Origin of the sequence: Phycobacter azelaicus (assembly GCF_014884385.1) — a bacterium.
Lineage (GTDB): Bacteria > Pseudomonadota > Alphaproteobacteria > Rhodobacterales > Rhodobacteraceae > Phycobacter > Phycobacter azelaicus.
The window spans coordinates 2,785,368-2,800,296 of the sequence record NZ_WKFH01000003.1; the positions used below are offsets into that span (position 1 = coordinate 2,785,368).

General features: G+C 59.5%; 17 protein-coding genes. 10 read left to right on the plus strand and 7 right to left on the minus strand.

The window, feature by feature from the left end; translation table 11 throughout:
• Positions 1–184: 184 nt before the first annotated feature.
• A complete protein-coding gene (gene katG, locus INS80_RS14475) occupies positions 185–2,404 on the plus strand; it encodes a catalase/peroxidase HPI (RefSeq protein WP_192966307.1) in 2,220 nt (739 codons plus the stop codon).
• Positions 2,405–2,478: 74 nt separating this feature from the next.
• Here katG and INS80_RS14480 read toward each other — a convergent pair whose 3' ends face one another.
• The gene (locus INS80_RS14480; protein ID WP_192966308.1) at positions 2,479–3,486 is read right to left on the minus strand and encodes a GlxA family transcriptional regulator; all 1,008 of its coding nucleotides are present in this window, start codon (positions 3,484–3,486) and stop codon (positions 2,479–2,481) included.
• Positions 3,487–3,720: 234 nt separating this feature from the next.
• On the opposite strand from INS80_RS14480, the gene INS80_RS14485 reads away from it, so the two are divergent.
• From INS80_RS14485 to INS80_RS14495, 3 genes are all read left to right on the plus strand, one after another.
• Positions 3,721–4,353 (plus strand): ATP-dependent Clp protease proteolytic subunit, encoded by a 633-nt coding sequence (locus INS80_RS14485; protein WP_192966309.1) that lies wholly within the window; start codon positions 3,721–3,723, stop codon positions 4,351–4,353.
• Between the two features lie 142 nt (positions 4,354–4,495).
• On the plus strand, positions 4,496–5,761 hold the full coding sequence (gene clpX / locus INS80_RS14490; protein ID WP_192966310.1) for an ATP-dependent Clp protease ATP-binding subunit ClpX: 1,266 nt from the start codon (positions 4,496–4,498) through the stop codon (positions 5,759–5,761).
• A gap of 99 nt (positions 5,762–5,860) precedes the next feature.
• Complete coding sequence (locus INS80_RS14495) at positions 5,861–6,304, plus strand: hypothetical protein (protein WP_192966311.1); 444 nt, start codon at positions 5,861–5,863, stop codon at positions 6,302–6,304.
• 78 nt (positions 6,305–6,382) lie between these two features.
• Here the strand turns inward: INS80_RS14495 and INS80_RS14500 are convergent, their stop codons facing one another.
• Together INS80_RS14500 and INS80_RS19350 are read right to left on the minus strand one after the other, a co-directional pair.
• The gene (locus tag INS80_RS14500) at positions 6,383–7,039 is read right to left on the minus strand and encodes a hypothetical protein (RefSeq protein WP_192966312.1); all 657 of its coding nucleotides are present in this window, start codon (positions 7,037–7,039) and stop codon (positions 6,383–6,385) included.
• Positions 7,040–7,127: 88 nt separating this feature from the next.
• A complete protein-coding gene (locus INS80_RS19350) occupies positions 7,128–7,271 on the minus strand; it encodes a hypothetical protein (RefSeq protein WP_226892631.1) in 144 nt (47 codons plus the stop codon).
• A gap of 102 nt (positions 7,272–7,373) precedes the next feature.
• Here INS80_RS19350 and INS80_RS14505 point away from each other — a divergent pair, with 102 nt between their 5' ends.
• The 4 genes from INS80_RS14505 to INS80_RS14520 all read left to right on the plus strand — a co-directional run bounded on the left by INS80_RS14505 (position 7,374) and on the right by INS80_RS14520 (position 9,230).
• Positions 7,374–7,739 (plus strand): RidA family protein, encoded by a 366-nt coding sequence (locus INS80_RS14505; protein ID WP_192966313.1) that lies wholly within the window; start codon positions 7,374–7,376, stop codon positions 7,737–7,739.
• 203 nt (positions 7,740–7,942) lie between these two features.
• Complete coding sequence (locus INS80_RS14510; RefSeq protein ID WP_192966314.1) at positions 7,943–8,329, plus strand: NADH:ubiquinone oxidoreductase subunit NDUFA12; 387 nt, start codon at positions 7,943–7,945, stop codon at positions 8,327–8,329.
• A gap of 59 nt (positions 8,330–8,388) precedes the next feature.
• Positions 8,389–8,850: an outer membrane lipid asymmetry maintenance protein MlaD gene (mlaD, locus tag INS80_RS14515; protein ID WP_192966315.1), complete on the plus strand. Its 462-nt coding sequence runs from the start codon at positions 8,389–8,391 to the stop codon at positions 8,848–8,850.
• Between the two features lie 14 nt (positions 8,851–8,864).
• Positions 8,865–9,230: a DUF2155 domain-containing protein gene (locus INS80_RS14520; protein ID WP_439650958.1), complete on the plus strand. Its 366-nt coding sequence runs from the start codon at positions 8,865–8,867 to the stop codon at positions 9,228–9,230.
• Here the strand turns inward: INS80_RS14520 and aat are convergent.
• The 4 genes from aat to INS80_RS14540 all read right to left on the minus strand — a co-directional run bounded on the left by aat (position 9,194) and on the right by INS80_RS14540 (position 12,515).
• Positions 9,194–9,826, minus strand: a complete 633-nt coding sequence (gene aat / locus INS80_RS14525) for a leucyl/phenylalanyl-tRNA--protein transferase (protein WP_192967294.1) — start codon at positions 9,824–9,826, stop codon at positions 9,194–9,196. The two genes, INS80_RS14520 and aat, sit on opposite strands and share 37 nt — an antisense overlap.
• Positions 9,827–9,961: 135 nt before the next feature.
• Entirely contained in the window at positions 9,962–11,311 is a 1,350-nt protein-coding gene (gene accC / locus INS80_RS14530) for an acetyl-CoA carboxylase biotin carboxylase subunit (RefSeq protein ID WP_192966316.1), read from the minus strand.
• 9 nt (positions 11,312–11,320) lie between these two features.
• Complete coding sequence (accB, locus tag INS80_RS14535; RefSeq protein ID WP_192966317.1) at positions 11,321–11,815, minus strand: acetyl-CoA carboxylase biotin carboxyl carrier protein; 495 nt, start codon at positions 11,813–11,815, stop codon at positions 11,321–11,323.
• A 163-nt stretch (positions 11,816–11,978) separates the two neighbouring features.
• Positions 11,979–12,515, minus strand: coding sequence for a LuxR C-terminal-related transcriptional regulator (locus INS80_RS14540; RefSeq protein WP_192966318.1), 537 nt, complete (start codon positions 12,513–12,515; stop codon positions 11,979–11,981).
• A gap of 100 nt (positions 12,516–12,615) precedes the next feature.
• Between INS80_RS14540 and INS80_RS14545 the strand changes: the two genes are divergently transcribed.
• Positions 12,616–14,124 carry a class I adenylate-forming enzyme family protein gene (locus INS80_RS14545; protein WP_192966319.1) on the plus strand — a complete coding sequence of 503 codons (1,509 nt, stop codon included), beginning with the start codon at positions 12,616–12,618 and terminating at the stop codon, positions 14,122–14,124.
• Complete coding sequence (locus INS80_RS14550; RefSeq protein ID WP_192966320.1) at positions 14,121–14,924, plus strand: 3-hydroxybutyrate dehydrogenase; 804 nt, start codon at positions 14,121–14,123, stop codon at positions 14,922–14,924. Before INS80_RS14545 ends, INS80_RS14550 begins: the two co-directional genes overlap by 4 nt.
• The last annotated feature ends 5 nt before the right edge of the window (positions 14,925–14,929 follow it).

Sequence of the window (14,929 nt, forward strand, 5' to 3'; positions counted from 1 at the left end):
GCCGCTCAGCAGACAGGCCGATTGCGATCAGCGCTGTATCTTGCGTGGGACGCGTCCCAGCAGGATGCAGCGTAATTATCGCCGATATAGCACTCTTTCCTGAGGGGAGGCCTATGCTGGGCGTCGTCCAGCATAGTCTTCACGCCACGACAGATACGAAACGTAGCTTTGATCGGAGAGAGAAATGGACGGAAACGATATCCCCAGCGGCGGCAAATGCCCGGTGATGCATGGCGGGACCACCACTTTTGGCGCGCGCGTCAACAGCGACTGGTGGCCGAACCAGCTGAACCTGCGGATCCTGCATCAGAACTCGGCCAAGTCCGACCCGATGGGGCAGGCATTTGACTACGCGGAAGAATTCAAAAAGCTCGACCTCAAGGCGCTGAAAGAAGATCTCTATGCTCTTATGACCGACAGCCAGGACTGGTGGCCGGCTGACTATGGTCACTATGGCGGTCTTTTCATTCGGATGACCTGGCACAGCGCAGGCACCTACCGGACTGGCGATGGTCGCGGTGGCGGCGGCACCGGTCAGCAGCGGTTTGCACCGCTGAACAGCTGGCCCGACAACGGAAACCTGGACAAGGCGCGTCGTCTTCTGTGGCCGATCAAACAGAAGTACGGCAACAAGATCTCCTGGGCGGACCTGATGATCCTGGCGGGTAACTGCGCGCTGGAATCCATGGGGTTCAAGACCTTTGGTTTCGCTGGCGGCCGCGCAGACGTCTGGGAGCCCGAGGAAGACATCTACTGGGGCGCCGAGGAGGAGTGGCTCGCCACCTCCGATAAAGAAAACAGCCGGTACTCGGGCGATCGCGACCTGGAAAACCCGCTGGCGGCTGTACAAATGGGTCTGATCTACGTGAATCCCGAAGGCCCGGATGGCAATCCTGACCCGCTGCTTTCGGCGCGTGATATCCGTGAGACCTTCGCCCGGATGGCGATGAACGACGAGGAAACCGTCGCCCTGACCGCAGGCGGTCACACCTTCGGCAAGATGCACGGTGCAGGCGATGCTGCCCACGTCGGCCCCGAGCCGGAAGGCGCCCCGATGGAGGCCATGGGCTTTGGCTGGATGAGCAGCTACAAGTCCGGCAAGGGCCGCGACACCATCACCTCTGGTTTGGAAGGGGCCTGGACGCCCAACCCGATCCAGTGGGACAATGGGTATTTCGACGTGCTCTTCAAGTACGAGTGGGAAAAGGTCAAAAGCCCTGCAGGTGCATGGGTCTGGACGCCGAAGGATATTCAGGAAGAGGACATGGCGCCCGATCCGGAAGATCCTTCGAAGAAGGTCCCGATCTTCATGTCCACTGCCGATATGGCAATGCGCATGGATCCGGCCTACGAGAAGATTTCGCGCCGCTTCCATGAGAACCCGGATGAGTTCGCAGATGCCTTTGCCCGCGCCTGGTTCAAGCTGACCCACCGCGACATGGGGCCGAAATCGCGATACCTCGGCGACGAGGTTCCGGCCGAAGACCTGATCTGGCAGGATCCAATTCCGGCCGTCGATCACGATCTGATCGATGCAGCAGATATCGCTGAGCTGAAAGCGAAGATTGCAGAAACCGATCTGACTATTCCTGAGCTTGTATCGACCGCTTGGGCCTCTGCCTCCACTTTCCGTGGGTCTGACATGCGTGGTGGTGCCAATGGCGCACGCATTCGTCTTGCACCGCAGAAGGACTGGGAAGCCAACCAGCCCGAGCAACTGGCCCGCGTGCTGGGTGTTCTGGAAGGCATCCAGGGTTACTTCAACGCCGAACGCACTGATGGTAAGAAAGTGTCGCTGGCGGATCTGATCGTTCTTGGCGGCTCTGTCGGGATCGAACAGGCAGCCAAGGCGGCCGGTCAGGACATCGAAGTGCCCTTTACGCCGGGTCGCATGGACGCAAGCGCAGAGCAGACCGATGCGGAGGCTTTCGACGTGCTGGAGCCGGTGTCCGATGGCTTCCGCAACTACCAGAAGGCTCGCTTTACCGTGGCGCCCGAAGAGATGATGCTCGACAAGGCTCAGCTTCTGACGCTGACGGCACCGGAAATGACCGCTCTGGTCGGTGGCCTGCGGGTTCTGAACACCAATGTGGGTCAAACGGCCCATGGTGTGTTCACCGACAAGCCCGAAACTCTGACCAACGACTTCTTCGTCAACGTTCTGGACATGGCGACCGAATGGAAGCCCACTTCGGAGGACGCGCAGGAGTTCGAAGGCCGTGATCGCGAAAGCGGTGAGGTCAAATGGACCGCAACGCGCTGTGATCTCGTATTTGGCTCCAACTCGCAGCTGCGGGCCCTGGCTGAGGTCTATGCACAGTCCGACAATGGCGACAAGTTCGTGAACGACTTTGTCGCCGCCTGGACGAAGGTGATGAACGCGGATCGCTTCGATCTGAAGTGAACCATTTCATGAAACGCGCGAACGCCCCGGTCTTCAGGCCGGGGCGTTTTGCATTCTGGGACCGGAAATGAGGCTCAGGACCAGCCCTTGCGAAAAAAATGCGGGCTGGCGCCGAATTTGCGTTTGAACTGGCGCGAGAAGTGAGTAGTGCTGTTAAATCCTGATGCGAGTGCGATCTCGGTCACTGACATTGATGTTTCATTCATCAGCGCAAAGGCATGGCTCAGGCGCATGTCGCAATAGACCTGCATCGGGCTTTGGTTGAGATAGCGAGAAAACAGCCGCTCCAACTGGCGGCGGGATATGTCGAGTCGCGTACAAAGATCACTGATCTGAAGCGGTTCCTCGATGGCTTCCTGCATCAGTTGCAAGGCATTCAAAAGACGTTGATTACGGCTGCCGATAGCGACCGCAAAGTTCGATTTCTGCGGCGCCGCTTGCCCGCCCGAACGGACGTGAAGGCACATGTCAGCGACAATGATGGCAAGCTGTTTGCCATGACGGGCCTCAATCAGGTTCAGCATTAGATCGGTTGCCGCATTGCCGCCGCCGCAGGTCATCAAGGAGCCGGAGATTTCGAATGTATTGCCCGTGGGGATCAGGCGGGGGAAGCGCTCTACGAACCCCGGTTGGTTCTCCCAGTGCAGGGTAAAGGCCTGATCCTTGAGCAACCCTGCCTGGGCAAGGGCGAAGGCTCCCGTGCAGATCCCACCGATAGCCCGACCGAACCGGCTTTCCCGGCGCAGCCAGTTGAGCGTGACCTCGCCCGCGCTGCTTTGTGGCTCAACGCCCGCACAGACAAAACCAAGACTGTCTGCAGGCAGCGGGCGAAGCGGCATGTCCGGGGTGATGGTCATCCCGTTCGAGCACCGGATCGGAGCACCATCCTCGGTCATCACGAACCAGCGATAGAGCCGTCTGTTGGTCACCTGATTGGCAATGCGAAGCGGCTCGATGGCAGCGGCAACCGGCAGCATGGTGGCCTTGTTCAAGAGCAGGAAATAGAAATCCTGTGGCGCTCCATCAAAGGGCAGGTCCAATTTGGCGGCTGCGCCTTTCTGAACGAAGTTGTCATCTGTCATGGCACGGATCCGGGCGCGAGCGATCATGTCTTTGGTAGTCCAGAGCGCGGCTGGCAGGCCCGGAAATTACGACAGGCCAGCCGTGATTTACGACGTGTTCCGGGCGCCGCATCTGCGCGGCCGCAACCGTAAATTCTATGTGCGCCCCTTGCAGCTCTTTGGGGCCGGCACTAAGACTCAGGTAATACATCGTCGGGTATGATGCCGGACATAAACCAACGCAGGCAGGTTCTAATGATTGATCCCACAGAAACATACATGAACACTCTGGTGCCCATGGTGGTCGAACAGACCAGCCGGGGAGAGCGCGCTTACGATATTTTCTCGCGCCTGCTGAAAGAGCGTATCATCTTTCTCAATGGCCCGGTTCATGACGGGATGAGCTCGCTGATCGTCGCGCAGCTTTTGCACCTTGAAGCGGAAAACCCGTCCAAGGAAATCTCGATGTACATCAACTCGCCCGGCGGCGTGGTGACATCCGGTCTGTCGATCTATGACACCATGCAGTACATCAAGCCGAAGGTTTCGACCCTGGTGATCGGTCAGGCGGCCTCCATGGGCTCGCTGCTGCTGACGGCCGGTGAGCCGGGCATGCGCTTCTCGCTGCCCAACAGCCGTGTGATGGTGCACCAGCCCTCTGGTGGCTATCAGGGGCAGGCGACCGACATCATGATTCACGCCGAGGAAACGCTGAAGCTGAAGCGCCGCCTCAATGAAATCTACGTGAAGCACACCGGCCAGGAATACGAGAAGATCGAAAACGCGCTTGAGCGTGACAACTTCATGTCGCCGGAAGAGGCAAAAGCCTTTGGTCTGATCGACGAAATCGTTGAAAATCGCGCCAAGGGTGATGAGGATATCAGCTAAGCCCGGTAAATGATCGGGCGCGTGTGCCCTATCCCTTTGGGGCACACTTTGACATTGTGACGGCCTGAGTGGTGTCTTAAGCTGTCAAAAAGGCGCGGAGCGGACTGTCTCGTTTCCGCCGAAGCGGACTGAAAGGTAGAACATGGCAACGAACTCAAGCGGCGACAGCAAGAACACGCTTTACTGCAGCTTCTGCGGCAAGAGCCAGCATGAGGTGCGCAAGCTGATTGCAGGACCGACCGTGTTCATCTGCGACGAATGCGTCGAGCTGTGCATGGATATCATCCGCGAAGAGACCAAAGCCTCGGGCCTCAAGGCCACCGACGGTGTGCCCACGCCCAAGGATATTTGCGAGGTATTGGACGATTATGTGATCGGGCAGGCCACGGCGAAACGTGTTCTGTCGGTTGCTGTGCACAACCACTACAAGCGTCTCAATCACGCTCAGAAATCGGCCAGCGACATCGAATTGGCGAAGTCCAACATCCTTCTGATTGGCCCCACCGGCTGCGGCAAGACGCTTTTGGCGCAGACATTGGCGCGCATTCTGGATGTCCCCTTTACAATGGCGGACGCCACCACGCTGACCGAAGCCGGTTACGTGGGTGAAGACGTTGAGAACATCATTCTCAAACTGCTGCAGGCGTCGGAATACAACGTTGAGCGCGCGCAGCGCGGCATCGTCTATATCGACGAGGTGGACAAGATCACCCGCAAGTCGGAAAACCCTTCGATCACGCGCGATGTGTCCGGCGAGGGGGTGCAGCAGGCGCTTCTGAAACTGATGGAAGGCACGGTCGCCTCTGTTCCGCCGCAGGGCGGGCGCAAGCATCCGCAGCAGGAGTTTCTGCAGGTCGACACGACCAACATCCTGTTCATATGCGGCGGCGCCTTTGCAGGTCTGGATCGCATCATCGCACAGCGCGGCAAGGGATCTGCCATGGGCTTTGGCGCCGATGTGCGTGACAACGATGATCGCGGTGTGGGCGAGATCTTCCAGGACCTTGAGCCTGAGGATCTGCTGAAGTTCGGTCTGATCCCGGAATTTGTAGGGCGTCTGCCGGTTCTTGCAACGCTTGAAGACCTGGCTGAGGACGCGCTTGTTACTATCCTGACCAAGCCCAAGAACGCGCTGATCAAACAGTACCAGCGCCTGTTCGAACTGGAAGACACTGAGCTGGACTTCACCGAGGAGGCGCTCTTGGCGATTGCCAAGAAAGCAATCGAACGCAAGACCGGTGCCCGTGGTCTGCGCTCGATCCTTGAGGACATCCTGCTCGACACCATGTTCGAACTGCCGGGCATGGGCAATGTCACCAAGGTGGTCGTCAACGAAGAGGCCGTCGGCGCTGATGCACAGCCCCTGATGATCTACGCCGACGAAAAGGAATCCGCTTCGGCTGGTTGATAGCCTATGTGGGTCTTATTTGCGCTGTTGCGCGGAGTGGCGAACGTCTGTTTGACGTTCGCCTTTTTCTATGGGGTATGGTGGTATCTGTTCACCTGGATGCCCGAAAATGACCGCCAGACCTTTGATCCGATCTATGCCCGCGATATTCTCGCCGCGCGCCTTCCGGTGGCAGAGGCTCTGGCAACACGCCGGTTTCACGCAAAAGATGCCGAGACCTGGGACTGTACATATGCCATCGTGCGATTGGGCCCTGATGCACCAGTACAGCCTCCTACATGGCAGGACCGTGAGATGGGTTGGAAATTCCGGTTCGACGGGGAGTGGGTCGAAAGCCCAAGGGCGGAGCTACCTGTAAATCACTCTGACCATATCGACGCTTGCGCCGAGTATTGGCCAATTGAGCTGTCCACTGAATTGAAGGACACTCTTTACAGTCCTGGCGCCTGGTTCGTGCACGGACAGTATTCAGTAACCTGTACCTCTATAGCAATGAGAAACGGCTTGCCGCGCTCATCCGGTTTGGGGATTGATCAGGAGTGACGATTGGCACGTCCCGTAATGAAAACCCGCAGGCCTGACGGGGCGCTGCGGGCTGTTTTCTTTTTGCAGGGGGGGGGATCAGTTCCGGCGCAGCGGGATCCGCAGACCGAAACTCAGGACGGTCGCCTTGTTGTCGAACGTAAATGGTGTGCGTGGGCCGTTCCCATTGTCGGAAAGCACAGTCGAGCCGCCCTCTGCCTGACCATAGTCGAAATACCGCAAGGAGGTTTCGAGTATGATTGGGAACTGGCCCGGATTGTTGACCTCGTAGGAGAAACCCGCCCCGATGGACCAGGCGAAATCCACGTTCTTGTCGCCGCTGAAGGTCCGCGTCGGGCGCGTGGCAGCCGGGTTCACGCGGGTCCAGCTGCCCATGTCGTTTTCTGCGGCGCCAAGGCCAACCACAATGAACGGCTGAAAGGCGCCCGAGTTGCCCTGGGCTTCTAGCGGTGAGTAATAGAGAGAGGCCATGGCACCACGGGTCGAGACCGATGCTTGGGTGATATTGGCATGGGTGCTACAGGCCGATCCATCCGAGGCGCCGGAGCACGCGCCGGTCACGTTGGATGTGCCGGTGGAAAAGAGGCCCAACTCGCCGCGAAGGCCATTACCCCAGTCAAGTCCGAAAGAGAGCGAACCAAAAGCCTCGTCGGAGCCATCGACATTGAAGGACACGGTTGGGCGGTCGCGTCTGCCCCGGTCCAGAACCCGCCGTCCCCATCCGGCATCATCCATCCGAGTTCGCCCTTGATGTAGGGTGAAGCGCCAAAGAACAGTGACGGTGTATCTGCAGATGCTGCTGTGACCGACATTGAAACGCTGGTTACTGCGGCCAGAAAGAGGGATTTTTGTGCCATGATTCCTGTGGTCCGTGTTTGCCCTGTTGCGACACAAAATCAATCTGCAGCGGATCACTCGCAACAGGTTTTGCTGATGAAGTCGCAGATTGAAACGCATTGTTGCTCATATGCCCAAATGTGAATGCTGTTTGTGTGATTTTTGGACGGACTTGGCAAAATGCCCTGGATGTGATCATGAGGCATGACATTTCCGGATTAGGGAGAAAGTTATGATCAGACGCATTTCGTCGGGTGGAGAATTCGAAAAAACGGTCGGCTATTGCCGGGCTGTCGTCGCGGGCGGGTTTGTTCACGTGGCCGGGACCGTGGGACAGGGGGATGATGTTGTGTCTCAATGCCGGGCGGCGTTGGAGATCATCGAAAAGGCGTTGTCCGAGGCTGGGGCTTCTTTTGCCGATGTCGTGCGAGTGAACTACTATTTGCCGGATGCTGCCGAGTTTGAGCCCTGCTGGCCCATGTTGGCCGAAACCTTTGGCGACAACCCTCCCGCCGCCACCATGATCGAATGTGGGCTGATTGATCCCAAGTACCGCATTGAAATCGAAGTCACGGCCCTGGATCCTGCAGCCGGATAGCCAGAATTCGCCACCTTGGGGTCCTTGTTGAAAACCTCACTAGCCCTTTGTACTGCATCCAGCAGTTTGTGTGAAACGCGGTGAGGACTGACATCGCGTACATTGTTGGCGGGCAGACACCGATGGTCAACCAACGGCCGCGTTGACACTGGACCTTGCTGCCAAATTGCGCCATATCGGTGTCAACACTTTCGGAGGCACCCATGGGAATCCTGAATACTCTTTTGCGCGCTGTGACCTGGTGGAACGGCTCCACGCTAAACACCGCCATCTACACTCGCCGCAAGGGCACCAAGGTCGGCGAAGATGATCAGGGCAATGTGTTTTATCGCAATGCCGATGACAGCCGTCGCTGGGTCATTTTTAACGGTGAAGCCGAAGCCTCGCGCGTGAGCCCCGATTGGCACGGCTGGTTGCACCGCACCTTTGATGAGGTGCCAAGCGATAAGCCGCTGGCGCACAAATCGTGGGAAAAGCCACATCAAGAGAATCTGACCGGCACGGCCATGGCCTATGCGCCGACGGGCTCGATCCGTCGCGGCGGTGAGCCTCAGGAACGTAGCGACTACGAGGCATGGGTGCCGGAATAAGCCCAGCTGGCACAGGCGCTGCACAGTGTCCAAAAAACTGATCGAGACAGGCAGACGATATGTCCCATAACACCACAGAGGTCCTTGCGGGCGGCGTAGTTGTCGCGGCAGCGCTGGCGTTTGCGATCTATGCCGGTCAGGCAGCTGGCCTTTCGAGCGGTGGCGCGGGCTATCCTCTGACGGCCTCCTTCCGCTCTTTGGAGGGGGTTACGGTCGGCACTGATGTTCGCCTCGCAGGTGTCAAGATCGGCACCGTGACCGGGGTTGAACTGAACCCTGAAACGTTCCGCGCCGATACGCGCTTTACCGTGCGTGATGGTATCGTCATCCCCGATGACAGCTCGGTCGTAATTTCCTCTGAGGGTTTGCTCGGCGGCAACTTCGTTGAGATCATGCCAGGGGGATCTCCCCTCAACCTGGAGCCTGGTGAAGAGATTCTCGACACCCAAGGTGCCGTCAGCCTGATTTCCCTTTTGGTCAAGTTCGTAGCTGGAGGAGATGACGGCGAGGACGCGAAGTGATCCGGCGCCGGATCATTCAAGTTTTCGCTGCGGGTCTTTTTGCCTTCACATCGGCACCCGCACATGCGCAGGAGCCTCAGGGAGCGGTGTCAGGTTTGGCTGCATTGTTGCGCGGGCTCGACAAGGTCAACGGCCGCACCATTGATGTGGAGGTGCCAATTGGCGGCACTGCAGAGGTACTGGGTCTTCTGGTGACGGTTGCAGACTGCCGTTATCCGGCCGAGAATCCCACTGGCGATGCCTATGCCTATCTTGCCGTGCGCAGCCCCAGGGATGGACAGATCTTCTTTGAGGGATGGATGATCGCCTCGAGCCCTGCGCTCAATGCGCTTGATCACAACCGCTACGATGTCTGGGTCATTCGCTGCAAAAGCAAGTGAGGCTGCGGGATTTCAGGCACGGTGAAGTCTGCTTTGAGTTCTTTGGCTTGCTGCAGACGGCGCTGGTAGGCGCTGCGGCTGATTTCAATCGCCCCAAGTGAAGCAAGGTGATCTGTGATGAACTGGGTGTCGCACAGAACAAAACCAGCCTGACGCAGCCGGTCTATCAGATAGGCTAGCGCGACCTTTGAAGCATCCCGCTGGCGCGAGAACATGCTTTCCCCGAAAAAGGCTCCGCCAAGCGAAACCCCGTAGACGCCACCTGCAAGCTGTCCTTGGTGCCAGACCTCAAGGGAGTGTGCGTGGCCCATGTGGTGTAGGTCCAGATAGCGTGCAAAGATCTCGGAATTGATCCAGGTGTCAGGGCGGTCAGCGCAGCCTTCCACGACACGGCTGAAGTCCCGGTTCACCGTTATCGTGAACCCACCATTGCGGATCCGTTTTGCCAGTGAGCGGGAGATGCGAAACCCATCAAGAGGCAGGATGCCGCGCCGCTTGGGGTCGACCCAGAAGATCTCGGGATCATCGCGGTGCTCTGACATGGGAAAGATTCCCACGGAATAGGCCTGCAGCAAGAGTTGAGGGGTCAGCATGATATGGTCGGCCCCGATTGCCTGAAGGTATGGCGCCGCCTCGTTATCGTTTGGGTCGGAGCGCTCTTTTCGAGGGAGAACAGGTAGACAAAGTAGTTGCGGGGCGTACGAATGCACGCCCCGCCGTTGTTTTCGGCCTTATGCGGCCATGTTCTGTTCCAGCCAGCGTTCCAGCCAGTGGATGTCATAGTCACCGGTCAGCACGTCGCGTTCCTGCAGCAACGCATGGAACAGCGGCACAGTGGTATCCACGCCATCAACGATCAGCTCTCCGAGGGCGCGGCTCAGTCGGGCCAGCGCTTCGGGGCGGTCACGTCCATGGACGATCAGCTTGCCGATCAGACTATCGTAGTAGGGTGGGATGGAATAGCCGTCATAAAGTGCCGAATCCATCCGAACGCCGAGACCACCTGGTGCATGAAACGCCGTGATCTTGCCGGGGCAGGGGGAAAAGTTCGGTAGCTTTTCCGCGTTGATGCGCACCTCGATGGCATGGCCATTGATCACCAGATCTTCCTGGGTGAACGATAGCGGCAGGCCGGCAGCCACGCGGATCTGTTCGCGGACCAGATCGACGCCAAAGATACCTTCGGTTACCGGATGCTCCACCTGAAGGCGCGTGTTCATCTCGATGAAATAGAACTCACCATCCTCATAGAGAAACTCGACGGTGCCCGCGCCGGAGTAGCCCATTTTGCCGATGGCATCTGCGCAGATCTTACCGATCCGAGCACGTTCTTCGGCACTGATCGAAGGTCCTGGTGCCTCTTCAAAGACCTTCTGGTGGCGGCGCTGCAGCGAGCAGTCCCGCTCGGCCAGATGCAGGCCGGTTTCCTTGCCATCGCCAAAGACCTGTACCTCGATGTGACGCGGCTTCTGGAGATACTTCTCCATGTAGACTTCGTCATTGCCAAAGGCGGCTTTGGCCTCAGAACGAGCAGTGGAGAACGCCTGTTCCAGTTCGGCTTCGTCGCGGGCGACTTTCATGCCGCGCCCGCCGCCGCCGGCGGTGGCCTTGATGATTACGGGGTAACCCATGTCGGCGGCAGCAGCCTTGGCCGTGGCCAGATCCGCGACCCCGCCGTCCGAGCCCGGAACCACTGGAATGCCAAGCTCTTTGGCGGTCTCCTTGGCGGTGATCTTGTCACCCATGATGCGGATATGAGCAGCCGAGGGGCCGATGAAGGTCAGGCCGTGATCCTCGACGATCTGCACGAAATTGGCGTTTTCTGACAGGAAGCCATAACCGGGATGGATCGCCTGGGCGCCGGTGATCTCGCAGGCCGAGATGATCGCTGGGATGGAAAGGTAGCTTTGTGCCCCAGAGGGCGGGCCAATACAGACCGATTCGTCGGCCATGCGCACGTGCATCGCATCCGCATCGGCGGTTGAATGCACGGCGACCGACTGGATGCCCATCTCGCGGCAGGCACGGATCACGCGCAGGGCGATCTCACCGCGATTGGCAATCAGGATCTTGTCAAACATGGGGGATCCTTACTCGACGATGACCAGGGGGGATCCGAACTCCACGGCGGCGCCGTCTTCGACCAGAATGCGCTTCACAGTGCCGGATTTCGGCGCAGGAATGTGGTTCATGGTCTTCATGGCTTCGACGATCAAAAGTGTATCGCCTTCGCTGACGCTGTCGCCCACTTTTATGAAGGAGGGCGCGCCCGGTTCGGGCTGGAGATAAACTGTGCCGACCATCGGCGAGGTTACCGCGCCGGGGTGGCTGGCGGGATCTTCCGGAGCCTCGGCGGCAGCTGCCGGTGCGGCCGGAGCTGCAACAGGTGCGGCGGCAGGGGCAGGTGCGGCCTGAACCGCAGCCGGGGCGGCTGCAACAACGCTCTGGCGCGAGACACGCACGTTCAGGCTGTCGTCTTCGCCGTAATCCCTTTTGACCTGCAGTTCAGTCAGGTCGTTGTCGCGCAGCAGCTCGGCCAGCGCCTTGATGAATGCCACGTCAGCTTCGTGCGTTTTTTCTGTCATTTTGTCCTCAGCCGGTTCCGCCAAGCCTGCCATCATGTCGCAGGCGGCAAATCAGATGCGCTTATAGGCCAAGCTTTACCACAAGGAAAGCGCCACCGTTCATGCGGTGTTGTACTGCGCACAACATGGGGGCGGCGGCAGGGATTCGCAATCGGGGAACCGCTCAAAGCGGCATGCCGGTCAGTTTGGCGACCAGTTCGGGCAGCTTGCGGGCGCCGAATTTCTCCAGCAGATGCGCGCGATGGGTTTCGATCGTGCGATAAGACAGATCCAGCTTAGCGCCGATCTCCTTTGCCGACAGGCCCTTGCACGTGAGGATTGCCACTTCCCTTTCACGCGGGGTGAGACTGACGACCGGACGATCTTCCGAGATATCCGCAAAGGACCAGACCCCGGTTTGGAAAGGGGCCTCCGGGCTCACAGAGCGACCACGCACCCGGCACCAGAACAATTCGCCGGAACGGCGGCGCATGATGCGCTCGTCGCTATAACTGCCAGTGCGATGCTCTTCTTCCTGAAGTAGGGCGCCAATGCGATGAAACTCTTCCTGTGTCGGGTAGAGGTCGGCAATCAACAGGTTTTCATAGTCCTGCGGCTGTCCGCCAAAGGTGGCAGCGAACTGCAGGTTACAGCGTTTGATGACGCGGCTTTCCAGAACGGCAAGTCCAACAGGGGCATGGTCAAAGGCGATGTCTGTCATGGCCCCTATTAACCGGGTATTTTTGCGGAATTGAAGGGCCGAGGGGGGCATGAGAGGGTAAATTTGTCGCCAGACAGACGCGCGACATGGGAGGATGACAATGAATATCGGTCTTTGGCTGGCCCGCCGGGCGGCAGCGGACGGCGCGCGCCCCGCGCTGTTTCTGGGGCAGGATCTGGTGGCGAATTACCAGGATTTTCACGAGCGCGCCGCGCGAGTGGCAAGCTGGCTGATTGACAAGGGCATCCAGCCGGGAGACCGGGTTGCGATCTTCATGAAGAATTGCCCGGATTACCTGATCACGCTTTATGGCATCTGGTATGCCGGAGCCGCCGCGGTGCCGATCAATGCCAAGCTCCATGGGCGCGAGGCGGCCTATATCCTGACCGATTCCGGAGCGCGGCTGGTCTTTACATCACCGGGGCTGGATGCGGCCTTGGCCGAGGCAGAGGTGGCGGTTGAGGGTGTCGATCTCTCAAGCGATACCTATGCGGCGGCTATGGCAACGGCTCCGATCACCGAGCCGCTGCGCCGAGCGCCAGAGGATCTGGCCTGGCTGTTCTACACCTCTGGCACCACCGGCAGGCCCAAGGGCGTGATGATCACACACCGGATGCTGGTTGCGGTGTCGCTTGCCTATTTCACGGATGTGGACCAGGCCACCGGTGAAGACCAGATCCTCTATGCCGCGCCGATGAGCCATGGCGCGGGCCTTTACAACATGCTGCATGTGTTGGTGGGGGCGGCGCATGTCTGCCCTGCCTCTGGCGGCTTTGACGAGGCAGAGATTTTCGATCTGGCGGAGCATTTTGGCCGAGTGCAGATGTTTGCCGCTCCCACCATGGTGACGCGGATGACCTCCGTTGCGAAACAGACCGGGCGCACGGGCCGGGGCCTGCGCACCGTGGTCTATGCCGGTGGGCCGATGTATCTGGCGGACATCATCGACGCGGTGGATCACTTCGGCCCCATCTTCGTGCAGATCTACGGGCAGGGGGAATGCCCGATGGGGATCACCGCCCTGCCGCGTCACGATGTGATCGACCGCACGCATCCTGACTGGCGGGCGCGCCTTGCCGGCGTGGGCCGCGCCCAAAGCCCGGTGGAGGTGCAGATCGGCACGCCGGAGGGCGAGTTCCTGCCGCCGGGCAGCATCGGAGAGATCATGGTGCGCGGCGATGCGGTGATGCCGGGCTATTGGAACAACCCCAAGGCCAGCGCCGAGACGCTGAAGGACGGCTGGCTGATGACCGGCGACATGGGGGTGATGGACGCAGCGGGCTATCTGACGCTTCAGGATCGCTCCAAGGATATGATCATCACCGGCGGCTCCAACGTCTACCCCCGCGAGGTGGAGGAGGTGCTTTTGATGCATCCGGGTGTGCAGGAGGTTTCCGTCGTGGGGCGCAAGCATGCCGACTGGGGCGAAGAGGTGGTGGCCTTCATTGTCGGAGATGCATCAAGCGCCGAGCTGGACACGCTCTGCAACGATCAGATCGCGCGGTTCAAACGGCCGAAGGCCTATATCTCAGTGCCCGATCTGCCCAAGAACAACTACGGCAAGGTCCTGAAGACCGAGCTGCGCAAGAGGCTGGAGGAAAAACGATGACGGATCTGAATGGAAAGACGGCGCTGGTGACAGGATCGGTGCAGGGCATTGGCCTTGCCATCGCAAGGGAACTGGCTGCGGCAGGTGCGCGTATCGCCGTGCATGGCATCGCGGATGCTGAAACGGCAGAGGCGGCAGTTCGGACATTGCAGCAGGCTGGTTCGCCCGAGGCGCGGTTCTTTGCCGGAGATCTGAGCAACCCGGCAGAGATCGACGGGCTGATGGAGGCCGTGGGCGCCTGGGGCGAGGCCGATATCGTAGTGAATAATGCAGGCATTCAGAAGACCGCGCCTTTGGCGGAGATGCCGGGGGAGACCTGGGATGCGATCTTGGCGGTGAACCTCTCAGCAGCCTTTCACATCATGCAGGCGGCCCTGCCGGGGATGGCATCACGCGGCTATGGCCGGGTGATCAATATCGCCTCGGTCCACGGGCTGGTGGCAAGCAAGGACAAGGCACCCTATGTGGCGGCGAAATTCGGCCTTGTTGGGCTCAGCCGTGTTGCGGCGCTGGAATATGCCAGTCAGGGGGACCGCAGCACGGGCGGCATTACCGTGAACTGCATCTGCCCGGGTTGGACCGAAACCGCAATCATCGAACCGCAGGTGGCGGCGCGGGCGGCGCAGATGGGCGGGGACCGGGCGGCGGGTATTGCTGATCTGCTCAGCGAGAAACAGCCCAGCCAGCGTCTGTCGGATCCTTCGGAAATTGGCGCATTGGCGCTGTGGCTATGCGCGCCGGTGGCCCATAACGTCACCGGAACCGCAATTCCCGTGGATGGAGGCTGGACCGCGCAGTAAGTGGT

What these genes read in the sequence shown, in the direction of transcription:
- katG (WP_192966307.1), top strand. Translation starts at nt 185, where the DNA reads ATGGACGGAAACGATATCCCCAGCGGCGGCAAATGCCCGGTGATGCAT.
- INS80_RS14480 (WP_192966308.1), bottom strand. Translation starts at nt 3,486, where the DNA reads ATGACAGATGACAACTTCGTTCAGAAAGGCGCAGCCGCCAAATTGGAC.
- INS80_RS14485 (WP_192966309.1), top strand. Translation starts at nt 3,721, where the DNA reads ATGATTGATCCCACAGAAACATACATGAACACTCTGGTGCCCATGGTG.
- clpX (WP_192966310.1), top strand. Translation starts at nt 4,496, where the DNA reads ATGGCAACGAACTCAAGCGGCGACAGCAAGAACACGCTTTACTGCAGC.
- INS80_RS14495 (WP_192966311.1), top strand. Translation starts at nt 5,861, where the DNA reads ATGCCCGAAAATGACCGCCAGACCTTTGATCCGATCTATGCCCGCGAT.
- INS80_RS14500 (WP_192966312.1), bottom strand. Translation starts at nt 7,039, where the DNA reads ATGGATGATGCCGGATGGGGACGGCGGGTTCTGGACCGGGGCAGACGC.
- INS80_RS19350 (WP_226892631.1), bottom strand. Translation starts at nt 7,271, where the DNA reads ATGAGCAACAATGCGTTTCAATCTGCGACTTCATCAGCAAAACCTGTT.
- INS80_RS14505 (WP_192966313.1), top strand. Translation starts at nt 7,374, where the DNA reads ATGATCAGACGCATTTCGTCGGGTGGAGAATTCGAAAAAACGGTCGGC.
- INS80_RS14510 (WP_192966314.1), top strand. Translation starts at nt 7,943, where the DNA reads ATGGGAATCCTGAATACTCTTTTGCGCGCTGTGACCTGGTGGAACGGC.
- mlaD (WP_192966315.1), top strand. Translation starts at nt 8,389, where the DNA reads ATGTCCCATAACACCACAGAGGTCCTTGCGGGCGGCGTAGTTGTCGCG.
- accC (WP_192966316.1), bottom strand. Translation starts at nt 11,311, where the DNA reads ATGTTTGACAAGATCCTGATTGCCAATCGCGGTGAGATCGCCCTGCGC.
- accB (WP_192966317.1), bottom strand. Translation starts at nt 11,815, where the DNA reads ATGACAGAAAAAACGCACGAAGCTGACGTGGCATTCATCAAGGCGCTG.
- INS80_RS14540 (WP_192966318.1), bottom strand. Translation starts at nt 12,515, where the DNA reads ATGACAGACATCGCCTTTGACCATGCCCCTGTTGGACTTGCCGTTCTG.
- INS80_RS14545 (WP_192966319.1), top strand. Translation starts at nt 12,616, where the DNA reads ATGAATATCGGTCTTTGGCTGGCCCGCCGGGCGGCAGCGGACGGCGCG.
- INS80_RS14550 (WP_192966320.1), top strand. Translation starts at nt 14,121, where the DNA reads ATGACGGATCTGAATGGAAAGACGGCGCTGGTGACAGGATCGGTGCAG.